Annotated in this window: 19 protein-coding genes and 1 pseudogene; 9 read left to right on the top strand and 11 right to left on the bottom strand. The window is 53.9% G+C overall.

All coding sequences use genetic code 11. The features are described from left to right. Positions 1-524 precede the first annotated feature (524 nt). Both LDH66_RS00635 and LDH66_RS23195 read right to left on the bottom strand, forming a co-directional pair. Complete coding sequence (locus LDH66_RS00635; protein WP_226479152.1) at positions 525-1,868, bottom strand: restriction endonuclease; 1,344 nt, start codon at positions 1,866-1,868, stop codon at positions 525-527. A 92-nt stretch (positions 1,869-1,960) separates the two neighbouring features. Further along, positions 1,961-2,077: pseudogene (locus tag LDH66_RS23195) on the bottom strand (DUF7692 domain-containing protein); the annotation flags it as partial. 301 nt (positions 2,078-2,378) lie between these two features. On the opposite strand from LDH66_RS23195, the gene sp36 reads away from it, so the two are divergent. Further along, positions 2,379-2,576 (top strand): Sp36 family protein, encoded by a 198-nt coding sequence (gene sp36 / locus LDH66_RS00630; RefSeq protein ID WP_226479151.1) that lies wholly within the window; start codon positions 2,379-2,381, stop codon positions 2,574-2,576. Continuing rightward, a complete protein-coding gene (locus LDH66_RS00625; RefSeq protein ID WP_226479150.1) occupies positions 2,569-3,564 on the top strand; it encodes a DUF7972 family membrane protein in 996 nt (331 codons plus the stop codon). Before sp36 ends, LDH66_RS00625 begins: the two co-directional genes overlap by 8 nt. A 1,248-nt stretch (positions 3,565-4,812) precedes the next feature. Here the strand turns inward: LDH66_RS00625 and LDH66_RS00620 are convergent. From LDH66_RS00620 to LDH66_RS00600, 5 genes are all read right to left on the bottom strand, one after another. Beyond that, the gene (locus LDH66_RS00620) at positions 4,813-7,869 is read right to left on the bottom strand and encodes a PAS domain-containing sensor histidine kinase (RefSeq protein ID WP_226479149.1); all 3,057 of its coding nucleotides are present in this window, start codon (positions 7,867-7,869) and stop codon (positions 4,813-4,815) included. Between the two features lie 309 nt (positions 7,870-8,178). Continuing rightward, positions 8,179-8,355: a hypothetical protein gene (locus tag LDH66_RS00615; RefSeq protein ID WP_226479148.1), complete on the bottom strand. Its 177-nt coding sequence runs from the start codon at positions 8,353-8,355 to the stop codon at positions 8,179-8,181. Positions 8,356-8,468: 113 nt separating this feature from the next. Beyond that, on the bottom strand, positions 8,469-10,562 hold the full coding sequence (locus tag LDH66_RS00610; RefSeq protein WP_226479147.1) for a hypothetical protein: 2,094 nt from the start codon (positions 10,560-10,562) through the stop codon (positions 8,469-8,471). 112 nt (positions 10,563-10,674) lie between these two features. Then, positions 10,675-10,842, bottom strand: coding sequence for a hypothetical protein (locus tag LDH66_RS00605; RefSeq protein WP_226479146.1), 168 nt, complete (start codon positions 10,840-10,842; stop codon positions 10,675-10,677). A gap of 1,011 nt (positions 10,843-11,853) precedes the next feature. Further along, a complete protein-coding gene (locus tag LDH66_RS00600; RefSeq protein WP_226479145.1) occupies positions 11,854-12,522 on the bottom strand; it encodes a helix-turn-helix domain-containing protein in 669 nt (222 codons plus the stop codon). A 586-nt stretch (positions 12,523-13,108) separates the two neighbouring features. On the opposite strand from LDH66_RS00600, the gene LDH66_RS00595 reads away from it, so the two are divergent. Continuing rightward, entirely contained in the window at positions 13,109-13,903 is a 795-nt protein-coding gene (locus LDH66_RS00595; RefSeq protein WP_226479144.1) for a TrmB family transcriptional regulator, read from the top strand. A gap of 533 nt (positions 13,904-14,436) precedes the next feature. Here the strand turns inward: LDH66_RS00595 and LDH66_RS00590 are convergent. Together LDH66_RS00590 and LDH66_RS00585 are read right to left on the bottom strand one after the other, a co-directional pair. After that, a complete protein-coding gene (locus LDH66_RS00590; protein ID WP_226479143.1) occupies positions 14,437-14,652 on the bottom strand; it encodes a hypothetical protein in 216 nt (71 codons plus the stop codon). Then, on the bottom strand, positions 14,645-14,878 hold the full coding sequence (locus LDH66_RS00585; protein WP_319004333.1) for a hypothetical protein: 234 nt from the start codon (positions 14,876-14,878) through the stop codon (positions 14,645-14,647). Before LDH66_RS00585 ends, LDH66_RS00590 begins: the two co-directional genes overlap by 8 nt. A gap of 207 nt (positions 14,879-15,085) precedes the next feature. Here LDH66_RS00585 and LDH66_RS00580 point away from each other — a divergent pair, with 207 nt between their 5' ends. The 5 genes from LDH66_RS00580 to LDH66_RS23190 all read left to right on the top strand — a co-directional run bounded on the left by LDH66_RS00580 (position 15,086) and on the right by LDH66_RS23190 (position 17,673). After that, positions 15,086-15,469 carry a hypothetical protein gene (locus LDH66_RS00580; protein ID WP_226479141.1) on the top strand — a complete coding sequence of 128 codons (384 nt, stop codon included), beginning with the start codon at positions 15,086-15,088 and terminating at the stop codon, positions 15,467-15,469. A 2-nt stretch (positions 15,470-15,471) separates the two neighbouring features. Beyond that, positions 15,472-15,954 (top strand): hypothetical protein, encoded by a 483-nt coding sequence (locus LDH66_RS00575; RefSeq protein WP_226479140.1) that lies wholly within the window; start codon positions 15,472-15,474, stop codon positions 15,952-15,954. Beyond that, positions 15,954-16,214 (top strand): hypothetical protein, encoded by a 261-nt coding sequence (locus LDH66_RS00570; protein ID WP_226479139.1) that lies wholly within the window; start codon positions 15,954-15,956, stop codon positions 16,212-16,214. The genes LDH66_RS00575 and LDH66_RS00570 overlap by 1 nt, the downstream gene beginning before the upstream one ends. A 112-nt stretch (positions 16,215-16,326) precedes the next feature. Next, positions 16,327-16,524 carry a hypothetical protein gene (locus LDH66_RS00565; RefSeq protein ID WP_226479138.1) on the top strand — a complete coding sequence of 66 codons (198 nt, stop codon included), beginning with the start codon at positions 16,327-16,329 and terminating at the stop codon, positions 16,522-16,524. A 738-nt stretch (positions 16,525-17,262) separates the two neighbouring features. Continuing rightward, positions 17,263-17,673 carry a HalOD1 output domain-containing protein gene (locus tag LDH66_RS23190; protein WP_425492878.1) on the top strand — a complete coding sequence of 137 codons (411 nt, stop codon included), beginning with the start codon at positions 17,263-17,265 and terminating at the stop codon, positions 17,671-17,673. Between the two features lie 738 nt (positions 17,674-18,411). Here the strand turns inward: LDH66_RS23190 and LDH66_RS00555 are convergent. Next, positions 18,412-18,636 (bottom strand): HalOD1 output domain-containing protein, encoded by a 225-nt coding sequence (locus tag LDH66_RS00555; RefSeq protein WP_226479136.1) that lies wholly within the window; start codon positions 18,634-18,636, stop codon positions 18,412-18,414. An 82-nt stretch (positions 18,637-18,718) separates the two neighbouring features. After that, positions 18,719-19,063: a DUF7344 domain-containing protein gene (locus LDH66_RS00550; protein WP_226479135.1), complete on the bottom strand. Its 345-nt coding sequence runs from the start codon at positions 19,061-19,063 to the stop codon at positions 18,719-18,721. A gap of 156 nt (positions 19,064-19,219) precedes the next feature. Here LDH66_RS00550 and LDH66_RS00545 point away from each other — a divergent pair, with 156 nt between their 5' ends. Beyond that, complete coding sequence (locus LDH66_RS00545; protein WP_226479134.1) at positions 19,220-20,293, top strand: Cdc6/Cdc18 family protein; 1,074 nt, start codon at positions 19,220-19,222, stop codon at positions 20,291-20,293. The last annotated feature ends 102 nt before the right edge of the window (positions 20,294-20,395 follow it).

The raw sequence follows: 20,395 nt of genomic DNA, 5'->3' as shown, positions 1-20,395 counted from the left end.
TTGATTATCTCAGTCTTCGGTATCGAGTACTGTTTCTGGAACTGTGATTACGCCGATAACGTGTTCGAGGTCCTGCCCGTCCATCGGTGATATTGTTACGCTCGTAGATCAAGGGGAGACCGCTGCTCGAGGGCTGGGTGACGACGTCCCGCTGCTCGCGTCGCCGCGACGCTGGTCGTGATCAACGCTGCACTTCGTCTCGATCGTCGACGATGTCTCCGTCAGTTTGTCCTCATCGTCGTCCTATCATCATCGCCACTAAAGGGGCCAATCATCGACCCCCTGGGCTAGTTAGACTATTCAGGGTCGACGGAGATCAATTTGTGTAAGCATCCAATAGTGGCTTCAGAGCCGGAATTCCGATATGGTTTCAGACGAACCCTTGTAAGGTCGAAATGAAGTGATCGACGGTGGTGACTTGAAATGCTACGAGAGTGTTGTGCCGGTTCCGAGGAGTAGCTTCCGTTGATTCATATCAATATAGATGTCTAAATTCGTGACAATACTGTCGTCGCTGGGGTTTGCTACTTCGCCGCCATCTCCTGTGAGCGCTCAAGTCGGTCGACGAGTTCCTTCCGGGGCTCACCACCAAGACTACTGCAGACAGACATATACCGCTCAAGAAGGGCACGCTCATCCTCATAGCGACCATCTTTTCGGTAAATAATTCCAAGGTGTTCGTAGTACCACTTCGGTGGTGTCGAGTAATTCTTTGCTCTTGCTTCAGCTTCTGCCTGGTCTATACACCAAAGTAGTAGCTCCTCAGCAGCGTCATGTTTGCCCTCACGTTTAAACTTCTTTACATGGTCGGTCGCATCTGTATAATGGTTAACTCCTAATCTAGCAGCGACACCACTGAGATCCGTCGACGTACTCTTTCTGTCGGAAGTACTATCTTTTTTAGCAGTTGTATTGCGGGATATAGTCTGTTGACTGCTACTGTATCCCTTGTGTACTGCGTACCGAACAAGCAGATATACCGGGCCAATAAAGAGGCCAAAGCCTGGTAGAACAGCAATTCCGATATAGTACTTCCGCCGCTGTGGCCATTCCGTAGCTTTGAGGGTCGCTTGTGAATCCTTATAGAGACAGATTGGAAGTCCAATCCAACTGATGAATAACAATGGATCGACAACTATTGTCGGAAGTGTTCCCATCCCCATACCTGCGATCCATAATCCGATTGTACAGCCGATAATACCCTTTAACCAGATGGTTTCCGGTAGCTGCACATCACTATTGTCCGTATGAGTCGCGGTTGTCTCTGTTTCTAACCCAGATGGCGCTGTCGGTCTTGTTCTTTGACTATCTTCCAGTACAGCACTATCGTTCTCCTCTTCGATATCCGGTTCGGGAATCTCGGTTTCAATATCGATATACTCAGAGATCAGTTCCTCGGCCCCTTCTTGATCAACCAGGTCAACGAGATCGTCACCACCAATCAGCTTTACGTTGAGGTCGCTAGCTAACTCCTCGGCGTTTCTCGAGTACGACGACGTCGTCACCATGATCACTTTGTCGACGTTGGGTTCCTGATGCTTGAGGCTCGAGTACTGCTGGATATCGGGACTACCGACCTTGTTGCCCTCACCATAGCGCTTCGCCTGAATCAGTGCTTTTTGTTCATATGGGTCCGTTTTTCGAGCTCGGACGTCGATTCCCTTGTCGTTCGACGCTGTCGAAACCTCGCAATCCCAGCCCATCTTTTCCCAGAGACCGGCGACGAAGTGTTCGAACTCGTAATCATCCATCGACTGAAGTTCGGTCTTCAAGTCGAAATCATCGGGGACCGCAGGTAGTTCCTCGCCACAGAAGCGACAGAACTCGCTGCCCTCTTCTATTTCGTCCCCACATGAGGGGCATTCCATAACTACCCATCTCGGCTGATAGTTCAAAAGGCTGATTGCTGCTCTGGATCTCAATCAGAAATAGTACTACCGAGCACGAGTGCGTCGACCTTCGGAACGTCGTCACAAGCACTCACCACGGCTTTCGTCTTGTTACAGTCGTAGAAGTCGGCTGCGCGTTCGATGGCGTCTCGGCGGTACGCATAGTCACTGTCGGTTCTGATTCGTATACTCGTACACACGACCCCCGAAATCCTAGCTTTTTCGACTCACTGAGCGGGCTATTTCGGCCCCAAATCGGAGAAACGTGTCTACTATCCATAGAAGAATACCGTCTCAAACGAGATCGACTCGAGATATGCACATGACGAGTCGCGTCTCGTGTGCATATTCGGGAATTCGGATTCTGTCGGCGTACAACCCCAGGCAGTATAGACGACAATGCATGAGCACACCGCTCCGTTCTCAATCATTACACGACGAGAAACAGCCTGTCAGCAGAGTCATCACCGTGAGTGCTGATATCAACTCATGGGTACCGAAATGCACCAGCAATGGGAATACAAGACACTCGAACCGCCAAAGGGATTGACCAAGCGAGAGACAGTCGATCCAACAGACGAACTCAACCGCCTCGGTGCAGAGGGCTGGGAACTCGCAGAGACGATCAGCTACGACGGTGGCGGCACGAAACTACTGCTGTTCAAACGTCCAGTTTCTCATGAATGACCTCTCGACGGACAACACGTTACGTGAGCGGACGGACGTCAACAAGTACTGGTTCTGGTTGCTGATCGGGGCCAACCGGTGGGTCGTCGCCGGTGGGCTCGCTTTCCTGATCTTCCTCGTGTTTATGATCTGGGGCGTGATGAAGCCGGTATCGTTGCACTCGACCATGCAGTCGAGCGACATGGTCGAGACGGTATTCGCCGGTCTCGTCGGCGCGATCATCACGGGAACGACGCTCGTCGTCTCGATCAATCAGCTCGTCCTCTCCCAGGAGATCGGTTCGCTCGGGAGCCAGCGTAGTCGGATGGACACGACGATGGATTTCCGCCAGAACACCGACAGCCTCCTCGGGATGACGACACCCGGCGACCCAGCGGCCTACCTCCATGCGCTTATCGAAACGAGCGAACAGCGAGCAAAGACACTGCGAGACACGCTCTCCGAGACTGAAAACAAGGAGGTCTACGAGAAAGTGGACGAGTACGTCACCGACCTGTTGGAGAACGCCGATCACGCACGCAACCTCCTCGAAGACACGGATTTCGGCACCTTCGGCGTCGTATCGCCCGCGCTCGATTACAACTACGATCGGAAGATGCACGACGTTCGCCGGCTCGGGATGGAGTACGAAGATTCCCTCACCGACGAGGAACGAAGCGCGTTCAGAAATTTGCTCGAGGCGCTCACGATGTACGGGGTGGTCCGCGAATACATCAAGGATCTCTACATCCAGTGGGCGCTGGTAAAACTCTCACGAGCCATCCTGTATGCCGCAGTGATTGCACTCACCGTCTCTGGGGGGATGGTCGTCTTCGTCGATCTGGCAACGTTCACCGGCACGTTCCTCGGCATCGAGAGCGTTCTCTGGGTTGTTAGCGCCGCGTTTGCCATCTCAGTGCTGCCATTTCTCCTGTTCACATCCTACATCCTGCGGCTCGCGACGCTCGCCAAACAGACTCTCTCAATGGGACCGCTCATGCTTAGCTAACCTACTACCAGATTCAAACGCGTACTACGCAGGTCGCCCACGTAGTCCGCGAAGGAGATTTCCCAGGCGTTCGAACGCACGAAGCACGCTCCGAATATCCAGTTATCTAACAGTGGGTTCATTTGAATTAGGTTGGGGAAAATTTGTTCCTGTGATAAATACATTCTCTAAGTCTTGTACCGCGTTTTTGATTGATTTCAGAGAGATCGATAGTCATTGCGGTACATGCGGTCCCTGTACTTACCGCTCGGCCATAGTCTATTCTCTTCCCTCCTAAGCGGACTCGACAACACTCGCTATCGAGGTCCTATCCTCTCCTACTGCTGGAGCAGCACCGTTGTACCGTCTCGAATCGGCCAGTCTGACTTTTCGCTAGCGCGGCGCGCGCTCTGCGCGCCGCGCAATTGCCCTGCCCCCTTAGGGGCATGCAAGCATGTGTCGGAAAACTAATCACCATTGTCTGCTTCTCGGACTAGTATAATGTCAGATAGAGCTGATTCTACCGGTGGACAGATGTTGTCTACCGCTAATGCGAATCTGACGTTCAAACAAGCAATGGGAAATCCCGAGAATTGGCTCACAGCCTATCGCCATAACTTGTGGGGAATGCGAGAAGGTCTAGAAGCCCGGTATGACGAATTATCGATCGGAGATGTTGTCCTTTTTCGGACAGACCGCGAATTTAGCGATAACACAGAGTGGGGAATCATTGGATATGGTGTAGTAGGGAGAAAATCAAAGAAAGATAAACCGCTCTGGCCAGATGAACTCGAGGTCGGCGCTGTTCTTCGCGAGCCACTCTTGGAAGGGAGAGGATCCTCGCTACAGAAAGAGGACGATTCCAACATACTTGGAATCGGAGCGGGGTTGATATGGGTCAGGGTGAACATATTCACTGTCGCGTTCCCCACCGCGCGACACGATCCAACCAGCACCCAACCCATCCCGATCTTGTCCATACCGTCCGGCGGCCATCCCCCTGCGCCCATCCGGGCGGCCTTTTGAGGTCTTTTCAAGGTGATTTGACGCTTAGCGATAGCTATCCAATGAGGGTGTCATAGTACGATTCTCATGGAGCTGTTTTCATTCCGATTTCGGAGAACCAACCGATACGTAGGTGTGCGCACTGACCAACGAGGATTCTATCAGATACGGACTAAGTCCACAGGAGTGTACGGAGTACAGGGCGCGTACACATCACTGTGGGCGGTATCAAACCAATAAATTAAACCGGGTGGTAAAGCGAACCTATCTCTTCTGGTCACTCGCCGCAGGGAGTGTAAAGGAAAACGTCGCTCCCTCGCCGGGCTCGGACTCGACCCATATCTCGCCACCGTGGCGCTCGATGATGCGCTCGCACAGCGCGAGGCCGATTCCCGTCCCCGTGTGCTCGTCATTCGCGTGGAGGCTCTGGAACACCTCGAAGACGCGGTCGGTGTCGGATGGGTCGATACCGATCCCCTCGTCGCTAACCGAGACAACCCACTGGCCCTCGTTTCGTTCGGCCGAGATATTAACCCGGGGCGGTCCGTCGCTGCTATACTCGATGGCGTTGTCAAGCAGGTTCTGGAACACCTGGCGTAACTGTCCGCCGTCCCCCTCCACGACGGGTAACGCGTCGGCGGTTATCTCGGCGTCGTTCTCCTCGATCCGGACCTGGAGATCGTTGTGGACGTCTGCGATAACATCGTCCAGATCGACGGGCGCGAAGTCGTCGCCCTGTGTCTCGACTCGGGAGTACTGGAGGAGTCCCTCGATCATGTTGCGCATCCGATCCGCGCCGTCAACCGCGAACTCGAGGAATTCCTCGCCGTCCTCGTCAAGGGCGTCCCCGTAGCGCTGTTCGATCAGCTGCAGGTAGCTCGACACCATCCGCAGGGGTTCTTGCAGGTCGTGCGATGCGGCGTAGGCGAACTGTTCGAGGCGCTCATTCGATTCTTCGAGTCTCTCGATCAGCTTTTCGAGTTGTTGTTCGCGCTGTTTGCGCTCGGTGATGTCCTGGGCCGCACCGCGGAACGAGACGACCTCGCCGTCGGCAGTTTCCGGGACTCCCTGTAGCCGGAGCCAGCGCACCTCACTGCTGGCCGCGGTCCGGAGCCGTACCTCGATGTCGAAGGGATTGCCAGAGGCGAGCGCGTCCTCGATGGCCGCCTCGACCCGCGGCCTGTCCTCCTCGTGGTACATGTCCAGCGCCTCGTCCAGCGGCGGTTCCTCGTCGCCGGGCACCTCTAGCAGTTCGAAGATGTTGTCGGTCCAGAACACGTCCTGGGTCTTCGGGTCGATCTCCCACCCGCCGACGTCCGCGATACGCTCGGTCCGCTCGAGTAAGCCGAGCGTCCGTTCGAGTTCGCGTTCACGCTGCTTGCGCTCGGTGATATCTTGGGCGAAGCTCAGACCGGCGAAGATATCGCCGTCACCGTCCCGTAGCGGCATGGCCCACACTCGCCAGTGCCGACCGACAACCTGGGTTTCAATACTCCCGCTTTCGCCGTCCTCGATAGCGGCCCGGAACAGCGGTTCGAGGTCGGCCACGGCGTCGTCGGGGTAGAGATCCGGCATTCGCGTCCCCAGGCCCTCCTCTGCGCTGGGCGCTGGGTCGCCGGCCTTCTCGCCCGCCGCCAGCGTGTACCGAAGGTCGTGGTCGTAGACGCCAACGACACCGTTCGGGAAGTGCTCGGCGAGCGTTCGGTAGAGACGTTCAGATTCCTCGAGTTGGCGCTGGGCCTCCATGCGCTCGGTGACGTCGCTCAAGGTGATGACGCCGCGATCTACCTCGCCGTTCTCGTCTCGGATCGGCATGCCCTCCGCTTCGACGAGGCGGCGCTCGCCATCAGCAGTCTCGATCTCGAAGATTTCGGGTTCGCCCACCTCTTCGCCGTTGATCACGCGAGCCAGGGTCATCTCCTCAGGCTCGACCCGGTCACCCGATTCGGCCCATCTCACTGGGTACTGTTCGTACTCGGCGACAGAATCTGCGTCGAATACGTCCCCGCCCCAGATGTCGTGTGCGTTCTCGTTGGCCTCGACGATCTGCCCGTCGGCCTCTGCGACGACGACACCGACCGGGAGCACCTCGAACATGGTCTCGAGTTGTTCGTTGTGCCGCTCGATCTCGCGTTTGTATTCTTTGCGCTCGGTGACGTCCCTGACGACGACCATGCCGGCGAATACCTCGTCTGTGGCGTCTCTGACGGGGAGAGCGTGCGCGTGGAGGTGTCGGCCCCCGAACTCGATCTCGAAGGAATCGGCTTCTCCATCGAGTGCCCCCGCGAAGTACGGCTCGATCTGTTCGACGAGGACGTCCGGATGGAGTTCGTGGATAGTGCTCCCGATTCGGTCCTCCGGCTCTATATCGAGACTTTTCAGGAGCTGTCCGCCAACGGCGGTGTACCGCATGTTCTCATCGAACATACCCACCGCTCCGTTCGGGAAGTTTTCAATGAGCGTCCGGTACCGCCGCTCGCTCTTTTCAAGCTCGCGTTCGTTCTCCCGTTGCTCGGTGACATCCTCGAAGGCGAACACGGCCCGTTCGAGTTCATCGTCTTCGTTCCATTGCGGGGCGCCGTTGACTGACACCCAGACGCGGTCACTAGAGGGTCTGCGAAGGCCGAGGATCTGATCGTGTATCGCCTCTTCCTGTGTGACTACGCGGTCGAACGGCATTTCCCCCCTCTCGACTGGCTCGCTGTTCTCGTCGACGAGGTCCAAGCGAGGGTCGTCGTGGGAGAACTGGCTGAGTTCGTCGCGAGAGCGACCGTAAATTTCCTCGGCGTGCTCGTTGGCGAACGTTACCTTGCCGTCGGCGTCGACAACCGCGATCCCCACGGGGCTGGTTTCCACGACCCCCTCGAGGAGATCACGTTCCTGTTGGAGGTCGCGTTCTACCTGCCTGCGTTCGGTGATGTCGCGTACGACTCCTATGGACCCCTGAAACGCGCCGTCCTCGACGAGTAGGTGTAACTCCAGTTCACACGGGATCGCGTCGCCGTCAGCTGTCCGGGCCGTGAATTCGATCGGATCGTCCCGGCGGTCGTCGTCGGTGAGCCGTCGGTCGATTTCGCGCTGGAGACGACTGACGTCCTCGTCGGCGAGCACAAGCGACGCGTACTCGTTGAGAAGCTCCTCCCGGGAGTAGCCGGTAACCTCGACAATGGTGTCGTTGACAGCGACGAACCGCCCCTCGGCATCGAGTTGGTAGATCCCGTCGTCTACCATATTGACCAGCTTCGAGTAACGATCGAGCGCGCGCTCGCCGGTAGCGTCCGCCCAAAACCCGCCCTCTGTAGTACCGGCTTGATCGCTCATATGACCGGTAATGCATCTCGGGTAGGAAAAATTCATCGTGTATTGACCGGGTCCGGAACCGGTCGTGGATTGGATATCACGAGATAGCGGGTTGCTCTCCTTCCGGAATCCAGCCCCTGTCTCGCGTCAGGTGAGGATCTCCTTAGGACACCGCTGACGGGAGCCACTGCTCTGAATCTATCCTCTGTATTTAGCACGCGATTTTTAACAGCCATTGGATAGATCAATAGCTACTCTGGTAACGCCTTCACCTGTACTTACCGTTCATCAGTAGTCGCGGAGGGGCGTGCGAACTATTCTATGACACCCTCATCCAATCTCGAGTTCCCCGACCGCTTCGGCGGGCTCGACATCGTGCTCAACGAGGCGATCGGCGGCCAGCTGCCAGGCTTCTTCCGAGAGTTCGGGATCAGCGGCTTCGTAGTGGACGCTGAACTCGGTCAGTGCGACGGCGACCAGGAGGTCTCGCTGTCGGTTGGATAGCATCGCCGACGTTAGCCGCGGCTTCTGATATAAACCTTTGACTCAGTCCTGCTGGCTTTAGTGCTCACAATTAGAGGAGAAGCCGGTTAGAAAATTATTGATAGATATATGCGGTATTATTCTAGTGGTTCACCCGAGAGGTATGCCGAGACGAGTTCATTGAAGTTGTAATCGCCTTTGAGTTCACCACTCAGGAAATCGCTGACAGCAGCGTTGAATCCATCTTCATCAACGATACCGCTTTCATTTGTATAGGGAAGATCAGCACCGCTATTTTGCTCTCCACCATCACTGTCGCTACTTTCGTTCTCCACATTCAGGTACTCTCTTATTTCATCGGAAGCTGGCTGGGGGAAGTCTTTGTCCCATTTACCAGCCTCATGAATGGTCGTTTCAGAATTAACCACACTGAGGTGCTCAAGGTCCGATTTTGTCGCCGACTCGGTGTCAATGTCGCCCATATCGTCGACGTAGACGTACATCGATACGGAATCATCACCTTGTTCTGTCGCTACCCCCCCAATAGGGAGCGCTCCACTAAGGGAATCCATCATCTTGCTCATGTTCTCGAACTTCGCCCCACCTTCGACACGCACCTCACCGTTACCGATGTTCGCATCGATGCGAGCAACCTCGAGTTCGGATTCAGACAATGCGGTTATAAACTCGTTAGCGCTCGAGGATCCGGTCGTACTCGTTGGTCCACTCTGGACAGACGTTGCTAACGACTTAATGGACTGGCTGGCCAAATCTTTAGCTTCGACATCAAACTGTGCATCAACTGAGAGGTTCTCTCCGTCGGTATTAGCAGTTAGCTCGAAGTCAATGTTTTTCGGGGTCTCAATATCGTTAGCCTGGAGCTCGTCAATATATGCACCCCAGTTTTCGGTAGTACTCGTGATTTCGGCGTCAAATTGTATTCCCTGGTTCAACGTCTGTTCGGCAGCTGTATCCCATTCGAGAGTCCACTCGAGATCTGCTGCCTGTTGTGCTTCGATAGCTGTCCGAGCATTCTCGAGGTCACTTTGCGATGTCTCGGTGCCCGTGGAACTTGCTTCGGCTAAATCAACCATCGCGAGCGTGAGTTCGTCATAGTTCGCAAGGGCGATGTTCCAACCGGCATCCATCGAACTGCTATTCTCGCTTAGGGCGAATTCGAAGGTTTCGATCTCGAGATCAGTAACGCTAGTCGCAATCTTTTCGGCCTCTGATTGGCTCAGATCGGTTTCGGGATCGTTCACTAATTGGTCGGTCAACTGCTGTTCGATCCCGTCATCAATACCGATGTATTCGACGGTAAACTCGATATTGAGTCGGTATTGACCTGAACTCTGTTCTTCGAAGTCATAGTTCGAAATTGTGATCTCGCTTGTGCCACCAAGATCCGCAGCGAGAGCGCCATACTGTTGATTGAGCGTCTGTTTTGCCTGTTCACGAGTGTCCCACTGACTGGCCGACCAATTGTAGACCGTACGTTCTTGCTGAACATCGGCTGTGTATCCTTCCTCTGTATCGGTCAGTGAGACTGCTAATGATGTACCCTTCTCAGTCGAAGTGCCGCTAGTTGCACCGTCAACGGAGATCTGTCCGCTCGTTTCTAGCCGATCTGCAGTGGCTGTGATCTTCCCTTCTGTGGCGGCTGCGGATGTACTTGTAGCCTCGCTCTGGAATGAGCCACTCGCACTCGCGTTGAATTGATTTGTCTCGTCAGTGATCTGGCCGGACACATCAACCTCGAGATCGTCGAGTTCGTCCGGTTGCTTCATAATGAACGACCCCTCACTGGAGAAGCCATTATTATCGAGGACTGCCGAGAAGTTCGCCTTCTCTAACTCCTCACTTTCATTCTCAATATCGTCGACAACAAGCATCCGCATGAGGCCCTCGCTCGCGTCCATTCCTACCTCGACCCGGTTGACATCAGAGTCGTTTTGATAGTGAAGGACCGCACTGCCATCGTCACGGAGATATACATCGTCGGCTGGGTCGAGTCCCGACTCTTCTTGTGCCAACTCTGCTTGAGAAATATCTTCGTACGATTCGACGTAGGGGGAGGGTTCAGACGAAGCGTGTGCCTGAGCAGTTGTTGTCGTTCCCCCATAGACGGCCGGAAGACCGACCGCCGCTAGTCCGACAGCTGCAGCCAAAAGGATGGCCAAAAACACTCTGGTAGCACCTATTGACTGTAGCTTTCCTTCTAAGTCTTCCATACCGACAGGTTAGACTGAACGAGTATAAAGGTTGACTTCTAATATATTTATAGAAAACATCAGTATGTAGCATTCATATACAAATTGTAAATATAGAAATATGGGGTGAAATCTAAACTGTGGCGACGACCTCGGCGGGCTCGACATCGTGATCGACGAGGTGATCCGCGGCCAGCTGCCAGGCTTCTCTCGAGAGTTCGGGATCAGCTTGCTCGTAGTGAATGCTGAACTCGGTCAATGCGACGGCGACCAGGAGGTCTTGCTGTCGGTCAGAGAGCATCGCTGGCGTTGGCCGCGGCTTCGTATATAAACATCAAGCTCGGCGCTACTGGATACAGCTGCTCGTAAAAGATAGGGTGTTGGGTGGGTTATGAAGGTACGCTGGCAGAGCAGTGTGCGTGTATGGCGCAGGTGATGATGTGGCGCCCTGCCGTACTTCTACATATCGTCGGTATACTGATACCGGTGTCTCCAACGTAATTTGGTATCTCGAGAAGCGCCGGCCAGAGGCCGACGTCGGAACCCCATCCCCTCAGGTGGTGTGTCAATCAGGGTGGGCCTGAAATCTGGATATCATGGCGTTTGATGAACCGATCTCAGGTATGGCGAGAGGTATGTCTCGGAGCGGATCTGGTAGCGGATAGACGACCGGATCTCCCCATCCCTCGCCAACTGCGTCTTGGAACCAATATGCTATCAACCTATTGGGCAATCAACACTACCCAAAATAGTTAATAGCAATACCCAAAAACAACCAACTGCCTCCGATCCCCCCATTCCTCTCCCCTTCCGGAGGCAACCTTTCCCAATCCCCCTTCGGCTGAGAATGAGATCTAAGGAGTGTCGCAAATAGGATTTAGAGATTAGTAGGTGCCGATTCCGAGTATGCTGGAATCGGGAGGGGTTGATAAGGGATCCGGCGAACATATTCACTGTCGCGTTCTCTGCGCGACATGGACGATCCAACCAACATCCACCTCGATCTCATCTTGTCCCACCGCCCGGCGGCCGTTACCCTGTGCCCATCCGGGCGTTTTTGTGGCTTTCCTCGAAGAAACCATCTCTGAGTACACTCCCCGATCCCGAATTTAGCGACGAAGGTCAGAACGAGACGATGGGCTCTCGTCTCAAACGGAAATACGATGCGCCCCTATTCTCAGCATTGGTGGAAGCAATTCCCTGAACTCGCCCTCAGCCGTCTCACTCACAACCTCAACCAGACATTCTGATCGTTAGATGTAGGACAAGCACCCTAACGCTACGAGCTATAGTCTATCCAGTGTATACATTGTTAATAAATAGAACCTATAGATTGCTGTCTATCTTTTTCAGCGGTTTTGATTTCTGTAGTAGCGAGTGTACGGAATCCACGACGAAATCGTTCAGAAAGTGCTTGGTGCGATATTTCAAGTTCAGTTGCAAGTTCCTCCTGTGATATTTCACGTGGTATCTCAAAGTAGCCATGTTGGATCGCAGCAAGGAGGGCTTCAGACTGTGCGGGAGTCAATCTAATCTCATCAGCAGTGTCCTTTGAGAATGGCTGGATTTGTACAACATCGACCTGAACATCACGCCCTCTCAACTGCTCATAGACTTGACTGACATCCTCTCGAGTAGGAAAACGTAACTCGACAGTCCATCTTCCATTTTTTGCTCTCGCTTTGAGTGCTGTTCCTCCCTCTTCAACGATGAGAGAGATCATGCCTATGATTTCATCTGAGAATCTGATATTGTATAGCCAACTCTCATCGGCACTTCTGATGACCGAATGTACAGTAACAGTCGAATCTGCCTCAAGCGCAGAGTTAATTGCTGAGATGTCTGCTCCGCTTAACCAAATTCCAAAATCGTCTATTGCGATCGCCTGTTCCATTTCACAGACGAGTGAGGGGATATCTTCAAATGTAGCTCCGAGCGCTGTATCACTAGCGGGGATTTGGAACTTAGCGATTGTTGCCATATATACACTTAGTAAACGGCCTCTGTGCTAATAATTACCAGTGTGGACTTTGAAGACTATCTCTGTCTGTGCCTTATACTATCTTAAAGAATCTCGTAGTACATGCTCAGTCAGTACACCGACATAGGAAACCGCTGTCCTTCTTTGCAGGTAGTTCCGATCAGAATATCGTATTCGGTCTAAATAACTCACCTATCGCTTGATGTAGGACGAACCCAGAATTAAGTAACACAACATAAATGTTGACAGTGAAGGGCCTGGTGGTCAAGTCCTGTCACACGCTCCCACACCCTTCGTTTCTATTGGAGATCGACATCACCCGGGTAAGTCCTGTCGTGTCGATTGATGTTCTTGCAGAAGCATAGTCTTAGTTTGGTATCATGTACCATAAAACGCAGGTGTGATATAAGGATTACTTATGGTAATTACATTCCATTATATCTGAACTGGGATTGGCCTTCCGTTTAGTCCACATAGGTATTTAGAGATGGTTTCGAAAACAGACTTTGAAATCAACGCCAAGATGTCCTCCGAAGTCAGAACGGGTTCACCAATGGGTTAACTGTTTGAGGGCACTTGGTCGTTCATGTCCAACGAAGAACCTGCTATCTCAGCATTAGAGCAGTTAGGGTTAACCGAGTACGAAGCGAGATGTTTTGTTGCGCTTACTCGTATTGCACAGGGAACTGCAAAGGAAATAAGTCAGATTTCAGATATTCCCCGGTCAAGGGTTTATGATACAGTTGATCGACTCCATCGGCGTGGGCTAGTGGACATACAGCAATCCGAACCGCGGGAGTTCCGGGCTATTTCGAAAGAACAAGCATTTGATAGACTACGTGAAGACTATAATTCCAGTATTGAAGCGGCAGATGCGGCCTTAGACCGAGTTGAGTCGACCAAGACGCAGGAGGAGAAAGGTGTCTGGGCAATCGCCGATGCTGGCCACGTGACGGACCGGCTAGTTGATCTTATTGACAACGCAGACGAGCACGTCCATTTTATCATTGCTGATGAAACGATGTTTGAGCAGGCCACTCTTGACCGATTGGCAGCAGCCTGTGATCGTGATATCACAGTTATCGTAGAAGTACCGTCTAGCTCAGTGCAAAACCGTGTTCAGCAGGCTATTCCAGATGCCTCCATCATAGTGACAGAGAGTTTGCAAGAGACACAGAAGGTCGGGCAGAAGTGGCCAGGTCAGTTGGTACTGGTGGACAAGCAAGCAGCCCTTGTGAGTGGCGTTGAAAACAGTGACCTTCCAGGTGTTAAAGAAGAAACGGCAATGTGGACCAACGGACGTGACCATGGATTTGCCGCATGGATGCCGGAACTCCTCGAAGATAGATCAGATAGAACTAACCACAAACAAGATAACTAAGCCAGTTACTGCTGCCTATCGTTTTTTGCTCTTGAAGAAGAGGCCGTATCATCCTATGTGGGAACCTCAACATAGTGTGGTATAGCAACTATCCGCTGCTAATCTCAATTAGGAAGTGTCCGGGTTGGTGAAAGTTGTGCTACCAACTTGGATGTGAGTTTTGGATGTGAGTTACCCGGACAGGAGAGATTTTGAGTTAAAGGTGATAAAGCCATCGACCCCAGCAATACTGATCGATTTTGGAGAAAGGCAGAGTGATCTTCAGAAGCGCCGGCCAGAGGCCAACGTCGGAACCTCCATCCCTCAAGTGGTGTGTCAATTGGGTGGGGCCTGAAACCGGGCCAACGGACGTTCAGTGGGCCGATCTCAGGAGTGGCGAGAGGTATGTCTCGGAGCGATCTGGTAGTGGATGTTTCGGCCGGATCCCCCACCCCTCGCCATCAGCATCTCAGTACTGTAACCAATTAGTTCTGTTGGATCGATAGCAGGAATACAGCCCTGTTACCGTCCAAAATGGCCGATAACGGCCCTATCTATTCGTCGGTCGATTCGTCGCTGTCGTCTTCGTCCAGATCTTGTTCTTCCTGGGCAACAGAGGTATCCGGCCAGTCGTCTCGGTGGTACTCGCCGGCGTGCTCGGTGTTGACGTGATCGGCCAGTTCAGCCGCGCCGCCGGCAGTGAAGTCGCAGTCATCGGGCGACGGGCACGACCACGTCCGGACGCTGTCCGAGGTCTCGGAGTCAGTCATCGCTGCCCTCTCGAGGATCCTCGACGAGTTCGTAGATCCCAGTCTCGTAGAGGTCCTGGATGTGTTCGTGTTCGGCCAGCCGGGTAAATCGGCTCGAGACCCACTGTCTCGAGGTGTCGATATCCTCTGCGCGCATGAACAGCGTCGGTGACGCACGGCCCTCTGTGGCGAGGTACTCGACGATTTGCTTGTCGAGATCGTTCAGGTCGTCGGGTGTAAGAGTCACACCACTCTGGTTTCTCACCGCCATTTACAAGTGCAACGTTCGACGGCGTCTCGGGAAATAGTTTCGGCCGTCCATCTACGACCGCTATTGACAACCGCAATCTTTACAAGCGCAAGTGTACTACTATAGGATGAGCACGGGATGCCTCGGAAAACTCTGAGGCCGGTGTTACAGCACCGACCTCCCGTGCTGGAAGGAAACCAGCATATGAGCGTACAACAGCCAACGGATGAAACCGTTACGACTGACGGACAGGCACAGACCGACGACGTCGTCCTCGAGCGCCGCTCGTGGAACTACGGCTACATCGGCGAAGACAACCGCGGGCGCCATCACCACGTCGACCGCAAGCTCGAGCGCATCGTCGTCACGAAGGACGAGGCCGATCGGGACGACTCCGGTGGCGTACCGGTGTTCTCGCTGCGAGAGCCAATCCTCCACGTGGAGGGCATCGTGCTCGCCTCGAACGGTGCCGGCGGTGACGATCTCCGCCGCTGGATCCAGTTCGTCGACGAGGAGTGTGGCGGGTGGGCCGAACGTCCGGTCTCGGCGGCCGACGAAGCGCAGGACATCCTTGAGGAGGAACTCTAACGATGGCGGCGAGCAAGAAGCACGAGAGTCTCCGCGGCGATCAGCTCGAGCGCGAGGGCCAGGAGGACATCCGCCAGCGCCAGATCGCCGAGGCGGTCGCCGGGCCCGATCTCCGAGCCGACGGTAGTGGCGAGGAGAACGGTCATGCGTCGACGGTCAACCAGCCTGCAAAGCTCCAGGAGGAACGCGACCGTCCACTGTTGCACGTCGGTGACCACGTCAGCGAACGCGGCGAATCGGATGGGCCGAAGATGCTCGTCGTCCGCTTGAGCAGCAACACTGCCAGCGAGTACTCGTTGCCCAACAGTGACGAGACAGTCGCGGAGTACAACGACTGCGACCCTGACGAGGACGTCTACCAGGTCGAGTTCCTCGATCGGACGACGAAAGACGTCGACGGGCTCCAGCGGTACCCCTACCCGCGGTCGAAGCTGGTGCTTGAGAATCCGATCCACGATCGCGACGACAGCGAGGTGAGCGAGTGATGGCGCAACTCTCACAGATCCGCGAGGCGGCTGGGACGTACGCCGACGAGTTCACGAACGGCGAGGATCCGAATGGCACCCAGGCCGAGCAGTTGGTCTCAGACGAGACGTTCGGGACGATCGCCCACTGCCTCCACGAACTGAATATTACCCACCGGTACGGTGACGATCTCGAAGGCGATATCGCCCGCCACACCGACACCGCGGCCGACGAGTTGCGCGATGCGCTTGAGGTCCGCGCCGAGGAGGTGCTCGAGTAGATGGCGGCCAGCGGTGACGAGGTCGCGATGACGCTCCACTTCGATCGACCACTGACCGAGGAGAAGGTCGCCGAGCGCTGCCGAGCGATCGCCGAGTCCCTGGAGGACGGCAATGACTGACGGCGCGATTGACATCCGACACCGACCGACCGGCGGCCCGCCGCGGAAGGTCTCGTTCCGGCCACGGTCCGACGGTGGCTGGTTGCGGGTGACCCTCGAGTGGAACGGCTGCCAGTGGCGTGAGACCGGGTGCGAACGCGTCGAGGACGTCGCCCTCGAGTGTGCGGACGGCGTCGCGATCGGCGAGTAGTCCATTCCTGTTTTCGCAGCTGTGGAGGTGTCATAGAACTAGTCTCATGGAGTTGTTTTCACCCCTATTCCGGTGAGCCAACCGATACATCCAGACAGGGTGTGGTAGTGTAGTATAATCTGAAAACGCCTCTTTAGGCGAATTTTCAGGACACACTGAACTCATTCAAGCCTTGGTCAAAACCATGCTCACTATAGAAGATAAGTTGGATATAATAGAATTCCTATGTGTTCACACAGCGATATATTAACAATACTTATTGGATAACAATATAGTTCAGAGGAATATATGGGGCTGTGTCAGTAGTCCAACCCAATGTGACGATGGAGAGAGTAGAAATATATGCCTCTGTTCCTAAAAAATCGCCGTTTTTATTAGGCATAGGGAGCGGAATTATTCTTGGAATTTTGGCTCTAACTTACAAAATTACCAACGATCTTAGTTCTAAATGAGTTGGAGAAAAATCTCTTTGTGATTAATGATCAGGAAAGTGCGATAATATCTGTGAAATGGGAATATCCATACAGTGTGCTGACTGGCAAGTACAGGTGCGTGTCTAACGCTGGTATTTCTATTAGCTATCGGAGATGTTGGCAGAGCCGTGCTGAATATACAACGCGAATGCACCACGAGATTCGGCTCGATTTGCGACGGTAGTGGTCGCTCAGTTTAGGCGAAGGAGTTATCGTAGCACTTGGTGGACAGTACAGAGTAAGCCGGGATGGATCACACCCCCAGATGAGACTCTCAAGTGAAAAGAAAAATCCACTCACAGGGATTGTAGCCGGTGGTTTGGACCGATACGCCTGCGAGCGCACCCGACAGGACCACCCCACTTCAGGTGTAAGGATTATCCGAGTAACTCAGAATATGCCCCCGGACAGTCCACACTCACTCCCGGAAGATCATGTGATAGTAGAGTATGAAATTCCGGAAGGAGAATCAGTGAGTATAGCGACTATTCGTGCTGTAAGTTCACTAAAAGAGTGCGATCCTTGCAATTTAACCCCATTATATGAGACAATAGATCCAGACATGTTGGATGACCTGTGTAAGTCACAGCAGGATGGGACAGTCAAATTCGTCTTCAGTAACTTTCACATCACCGTTGAGAGAGGCGAGTATCTTCTACTTCAACCAGCGGCTTGAGTACGACTTTCTGCTAATATCCACCTGCATCCTCAAAGCAACGCCCACAATGATCCATCTTGTGATTGGCCTCGATCTCTTCCTCGGTAGTCACATAAATATGGTCGTCTGAGACATGTCTGAGTGCGCCACAGGCTGTCGGCTGAAAAGTGGTGTGATGTGACGGTTTATGGATCGTTTCCGTTGACTGGTTTAGGACAATCCGCATATCCACTTCACTCCGGGGAACACTATAATGTTCTCCCGTGGGTTTGCTATGAAACCAATATAAAATGTCGGACTCAGTGTTACTATGCAATTCACCTGCGCTAAGTACTTCACCTGTATTTACCGTTCGTCGGGTAGTTGCAGAGAGGTGGCGTGGGAACGTTCTATGACTTCCTCAGCTGTTTCGAAACGCTGCCCATTACGGCTTTTATGACACCCATCGAAAGGGTCTGTTATGATTGAGTCCCGGTACGTCTTCAGAGATGACTACCCTACCCCATCCTCCACCGGAATACGGAGTTAAACGCGCTCCTGAGGGCGTTCAAGCCGACCGGATACGGCCGGCGAGCGGAGGACGTGTTAATCCACGGTCCGAGCGGCGTCGGGAAGACCGCGTCTCGCCGAGCGTTCTCTGGACGCTGGCCAGCGCTGATTGCGCGATCACGACGGTCCAACCTCAGGGCGCGTTCCTGGTCCGATCATGGAGTAGAACCCACTGTTGACGATATCGAGATCACTGTTTATGGGAACTCATGTTGCAACAGTCACCTCGCTGTTTTCGATTGTTATCTCGTGTCCGCAATACGTGAAGTGAATAGTCGTATCCGCCGTGGCAAGACGACCGAGCGCATCAGAATCAATTGAGTCATTCAGCGGGGGTAGCTCGCTGGGATCACAATCCTCCTTAGAGGAAACAGTTTGTATTATATCAACAACTACTGAACTCTCTTGTGAACAAGTGTTGACGCAGTCCATAATCATCGTGGATGGCCGATATCTATAAAACATTTTATTATTATAATATTAATTATGTATATTGTATTAGGTCAGTGGCTTCTCACTCGAACTCTTGAATTGCTTCGTACAATTTTTCAACCCGATCATCTCCATGATATCGAACATCGAGGTTTCGGGTGTCATATTCCAAAATACCAGCATCAGTAAATTTCGGCAAATGGACATGGTACAATGTGGCTGCAACAGAATCGTGGCCAGGACGCTCTCCTGTAGCGCTTACTTCCTCGTCCAAAATTGTGGAAATGAGCTCATCTATCGGGACATGGTCTGTCTCTGAATCAAGGAAAAACTCGATAATTGCCCGGCGCTGCCGGTTTGCCAGTAACTCGAGGCATGCGTCAAGGGAAAGGTTGCTACCGTTGGAATCGTGGTTGTCTTGCCCCATCCTTGATCATTATTCATTACTAATGGCTCCGAGGTAGTAATGTTTGGGCATACCTGATATACTGCGTGAATTATCTTCTCGCCATTGTGATCAACGACTGGTGTTTCGAAACGCCGCCCATTACGGCTTTTATGACACCCATCGAAACGGTCCGTTATGATTGAGTCTCGGTACGTCTTCAGAGATGACTACCCTACCCCCATCCTCCATCGGAATACGGAGTTAAACGCGCTCTCGAGGGCGCTCAAGCCGACGGGATACGGCCGGCGAGCGGAAGACGTGCTAATCCATGGCCCGAGCGGCGTCGGGAAGACCGCGTCGGCCAGGTGGATGCTTCGCAAACTCCAGCAGCAGTGGGGGCTCGAGTCAACTGTCGTCGAGTGCTCAGGGAAGACTCGCAACGGGATCATCCACGAAGCGGTCACCGAACACTCCAATAGTGGGGTAGTGCATCGCAACCAGCCCCGTGACGAGCTCGTCGACGGACTCGCGACAGCCGTCGGCGATGGCCCCTACGTGCTCGTACTCGACGAGGCCGACGTCATCCCTGACCTGGACGTCCTCGAGGATCTGTTCGCCGTCGACGGCGTCTCCGTGGTCGCGATCGCCCACCAGCAGGTCGAGTGGCTCAACCGCGTCGATCGTGACTTCCGGTCTCACTTCCGTGGTGACTCTCAAATCGAGTTTCGGAAGTACGGCGTCGACGAACTCGTCGACATTCTCCAGCCCCGCGTCGAGCACGGCCTCGAGGGCGACCCAACTCGGAACGGTGACCTTGAATGGATCGCCGACGAGACCGGTGGTGTTGCACGGTGGGCGATCAAGTCGGTATTGTCCGCTGCGGAGCTGGCCCTCGAGCGGAAGCACGATCACTTCCACGACGAGGACGTCGCGGATGCCTTCGAGCGAGCAAAGCGGAAGATCCGGAAGGCGAACCTCCGGTCGCTGCCACTGCCTCACCAGCGGCTCTACGAGCTCGTGCGCGTGATCGGGCCGATCTCCGGGAGCGAGATGAAAACGACCTACTGGCAATTCAAAAGCGAGATCTTCGAAGGGCAGGGAATCAATCCTGTGAGTTGGCGGCAGGCCTGGAACTATCTTGACAAAATGGCCGACTACAGCTTGATCAGAATGCCTGGCGAAACGAACGCGAAGCGGTACGAAGCGGTCGATCCGGAATTAGAAGCACCTGTCGAGTTCAACCCTCGAGAGGCTGTGGAACTGGGGTAATTGACTCGGTAAAACGCGGTATTCAGATGCCGAATCTTATGGACTTCACTACAGCAACTTGTCTACGACTCACCCCGCCGGATCTCTTATACCCCGCTAACT

It is taken from the genome of Natrinema amylolyticum, from assembly GCF_020515625.1.
GTDB classification, from domain to species: Archaea; Halobacteriota; Halobacteria; order Halobacteriales; family Natrialbaceae; genus Natrinema; species Natrinema amylolyticum.
This window is presented reverse-complemented; position numbering and strand designations above follow the sequence as displayed.

What these genes read in the sequence shown, in the direction of transcription:
- LDH66_RS00595 (WP_226479144.1), top strand. Translation starts at nt 13,109, where the DNA reads ATGTCCAACGAAGAACCTGCTATCTCAGCATTAGAGCAGTTAGGGTTA.
- LDH66_RS00570 (WP_226479139.1), top strand. Translation starts at nt 15,954, where the DNA reads ATGGCGCAACTCTCACAGATCCGCGAGGCGGCTGGGACGTACGCCGAC.
- LDH66_RS00580 (WP_226479141.1), top strand. Translation starts at nt 15,086, where the DNA reads ATGAGCGTACAACAGCCAACGGATGAAACCGTTACGACTGACGGACAG.
- LDH66_RS00610 (WP_226479147.1), bottom strand. Translation starts at nt 10,562, where the DNA reads ATGGAAGACTTAGAAGGAAAGCTACAGTCAATAGGTGCTACCAGAGTG.
- LDH66_RS23190 (WP_425492878.1), top strand. Translation starts at nt 17,263, where the DNA reads ATGAGACTCTCAAGTGAAAAGAAAAATCCACTCACAGGGATTGTAGCC.
- LDH66_RS00635 (WP_226479152.1), bottom strand. Translation starts at nt 1,868, where the DNA reads ATGGAATGCCCCTCATGTGGGGACGAAATAGAAGAGGGCAGCGAGTTC.
- LDH66_RS00625 (WP_226479150.1), top strand. Translation starts at nt 2,569, where the DNA reads ATGAATGACCTCTCGACGGACAACACGTTACGTGAGCGGACGGACGTC.
- LDH66_RS00565 (WP_226479138.1), top strand. Translation starts at nt 16,327, where the DNA reads ATGACTGACGGCGCGATTGACATCCGACACCGACCGACCGGCGGCCCG.
- LDH66_RS00575 (WP_226479140.1), top strand. Translation starts at nt 15,472, where the DNA reads ATGGCGGCGAGCAAGAAGCACGAGAGTCTCCGCGGCGATCAGCTCGAG.
- LDH66_RS00550 (WP_226479135.1), bottom strand. Translation starts at nt 19,063, where the DNA reads ATGGGGCAAGACAACCACGATTCCAACGGTAGCAACCTTTCCCTTGAC.
- LDH66_RS00620 (WP_226479149.1), bottom strand. Translation starts at nt 7,869, where the DNA reads ATGAGCGATCAAGCCGGTACTACAGAGGGCGGGTTTTGGGCGGACGCT.
- LDH66_RS00545 (WP_226479134.1), top strand. Translation starts at nt 19,220, where the DNA reads ATGATTGAGTCTCGGTACGTCTTCAGAGATGACTACCCTACCCCCATC.
- sp36 (WP_226479151.1), top strand. Translation starts at nt 2,379, where the DNA reads ATGGGTACCGAAATGCACCAGCAATGGGAATACAAGACACTCGAACCG.
- LDH66_RS00605 (WP_226479146.1), bottom strand. Translation starts at nt 10,842, where the DNA reads ATGCTCTCTGACCGACAGCAAGACCTCCTGGTCGCCGTCGCATTGACC.
- LDH66_RS00615 (WP_226479148.1), bottom strand. Translation starts at nt 8,355, where the DNA reads ATGCTATCCAACCGACAGCGAGACCTCCTGGTCGCCGTCGCACTGACC.
- LDH66_RS00590 (WP_226479143.1), bottom strand. Translation starts at nt 14,652, where the DNA reads ATGACTGACTCCGAGACCTCGGACAGCGTCCGGACGTGGTCGTGCCCG.
- LDH66_RS00555 (WP_226479136.1), bottom strand. Translation starts at nt 18,636, where the DNA reads ATGGACTGCGTCAACACTTGTTCACAAGAGAGTTCAGTAGTTGTTGAT.
- LDH66_RS00600 (WP_226479145.1), bottom strand. Translation starts at nt 12,522, where the DNA reads ATGGCAACAATCGCTAAGTTCCAAATCCCCGCTAGTGATACAGCGCTC.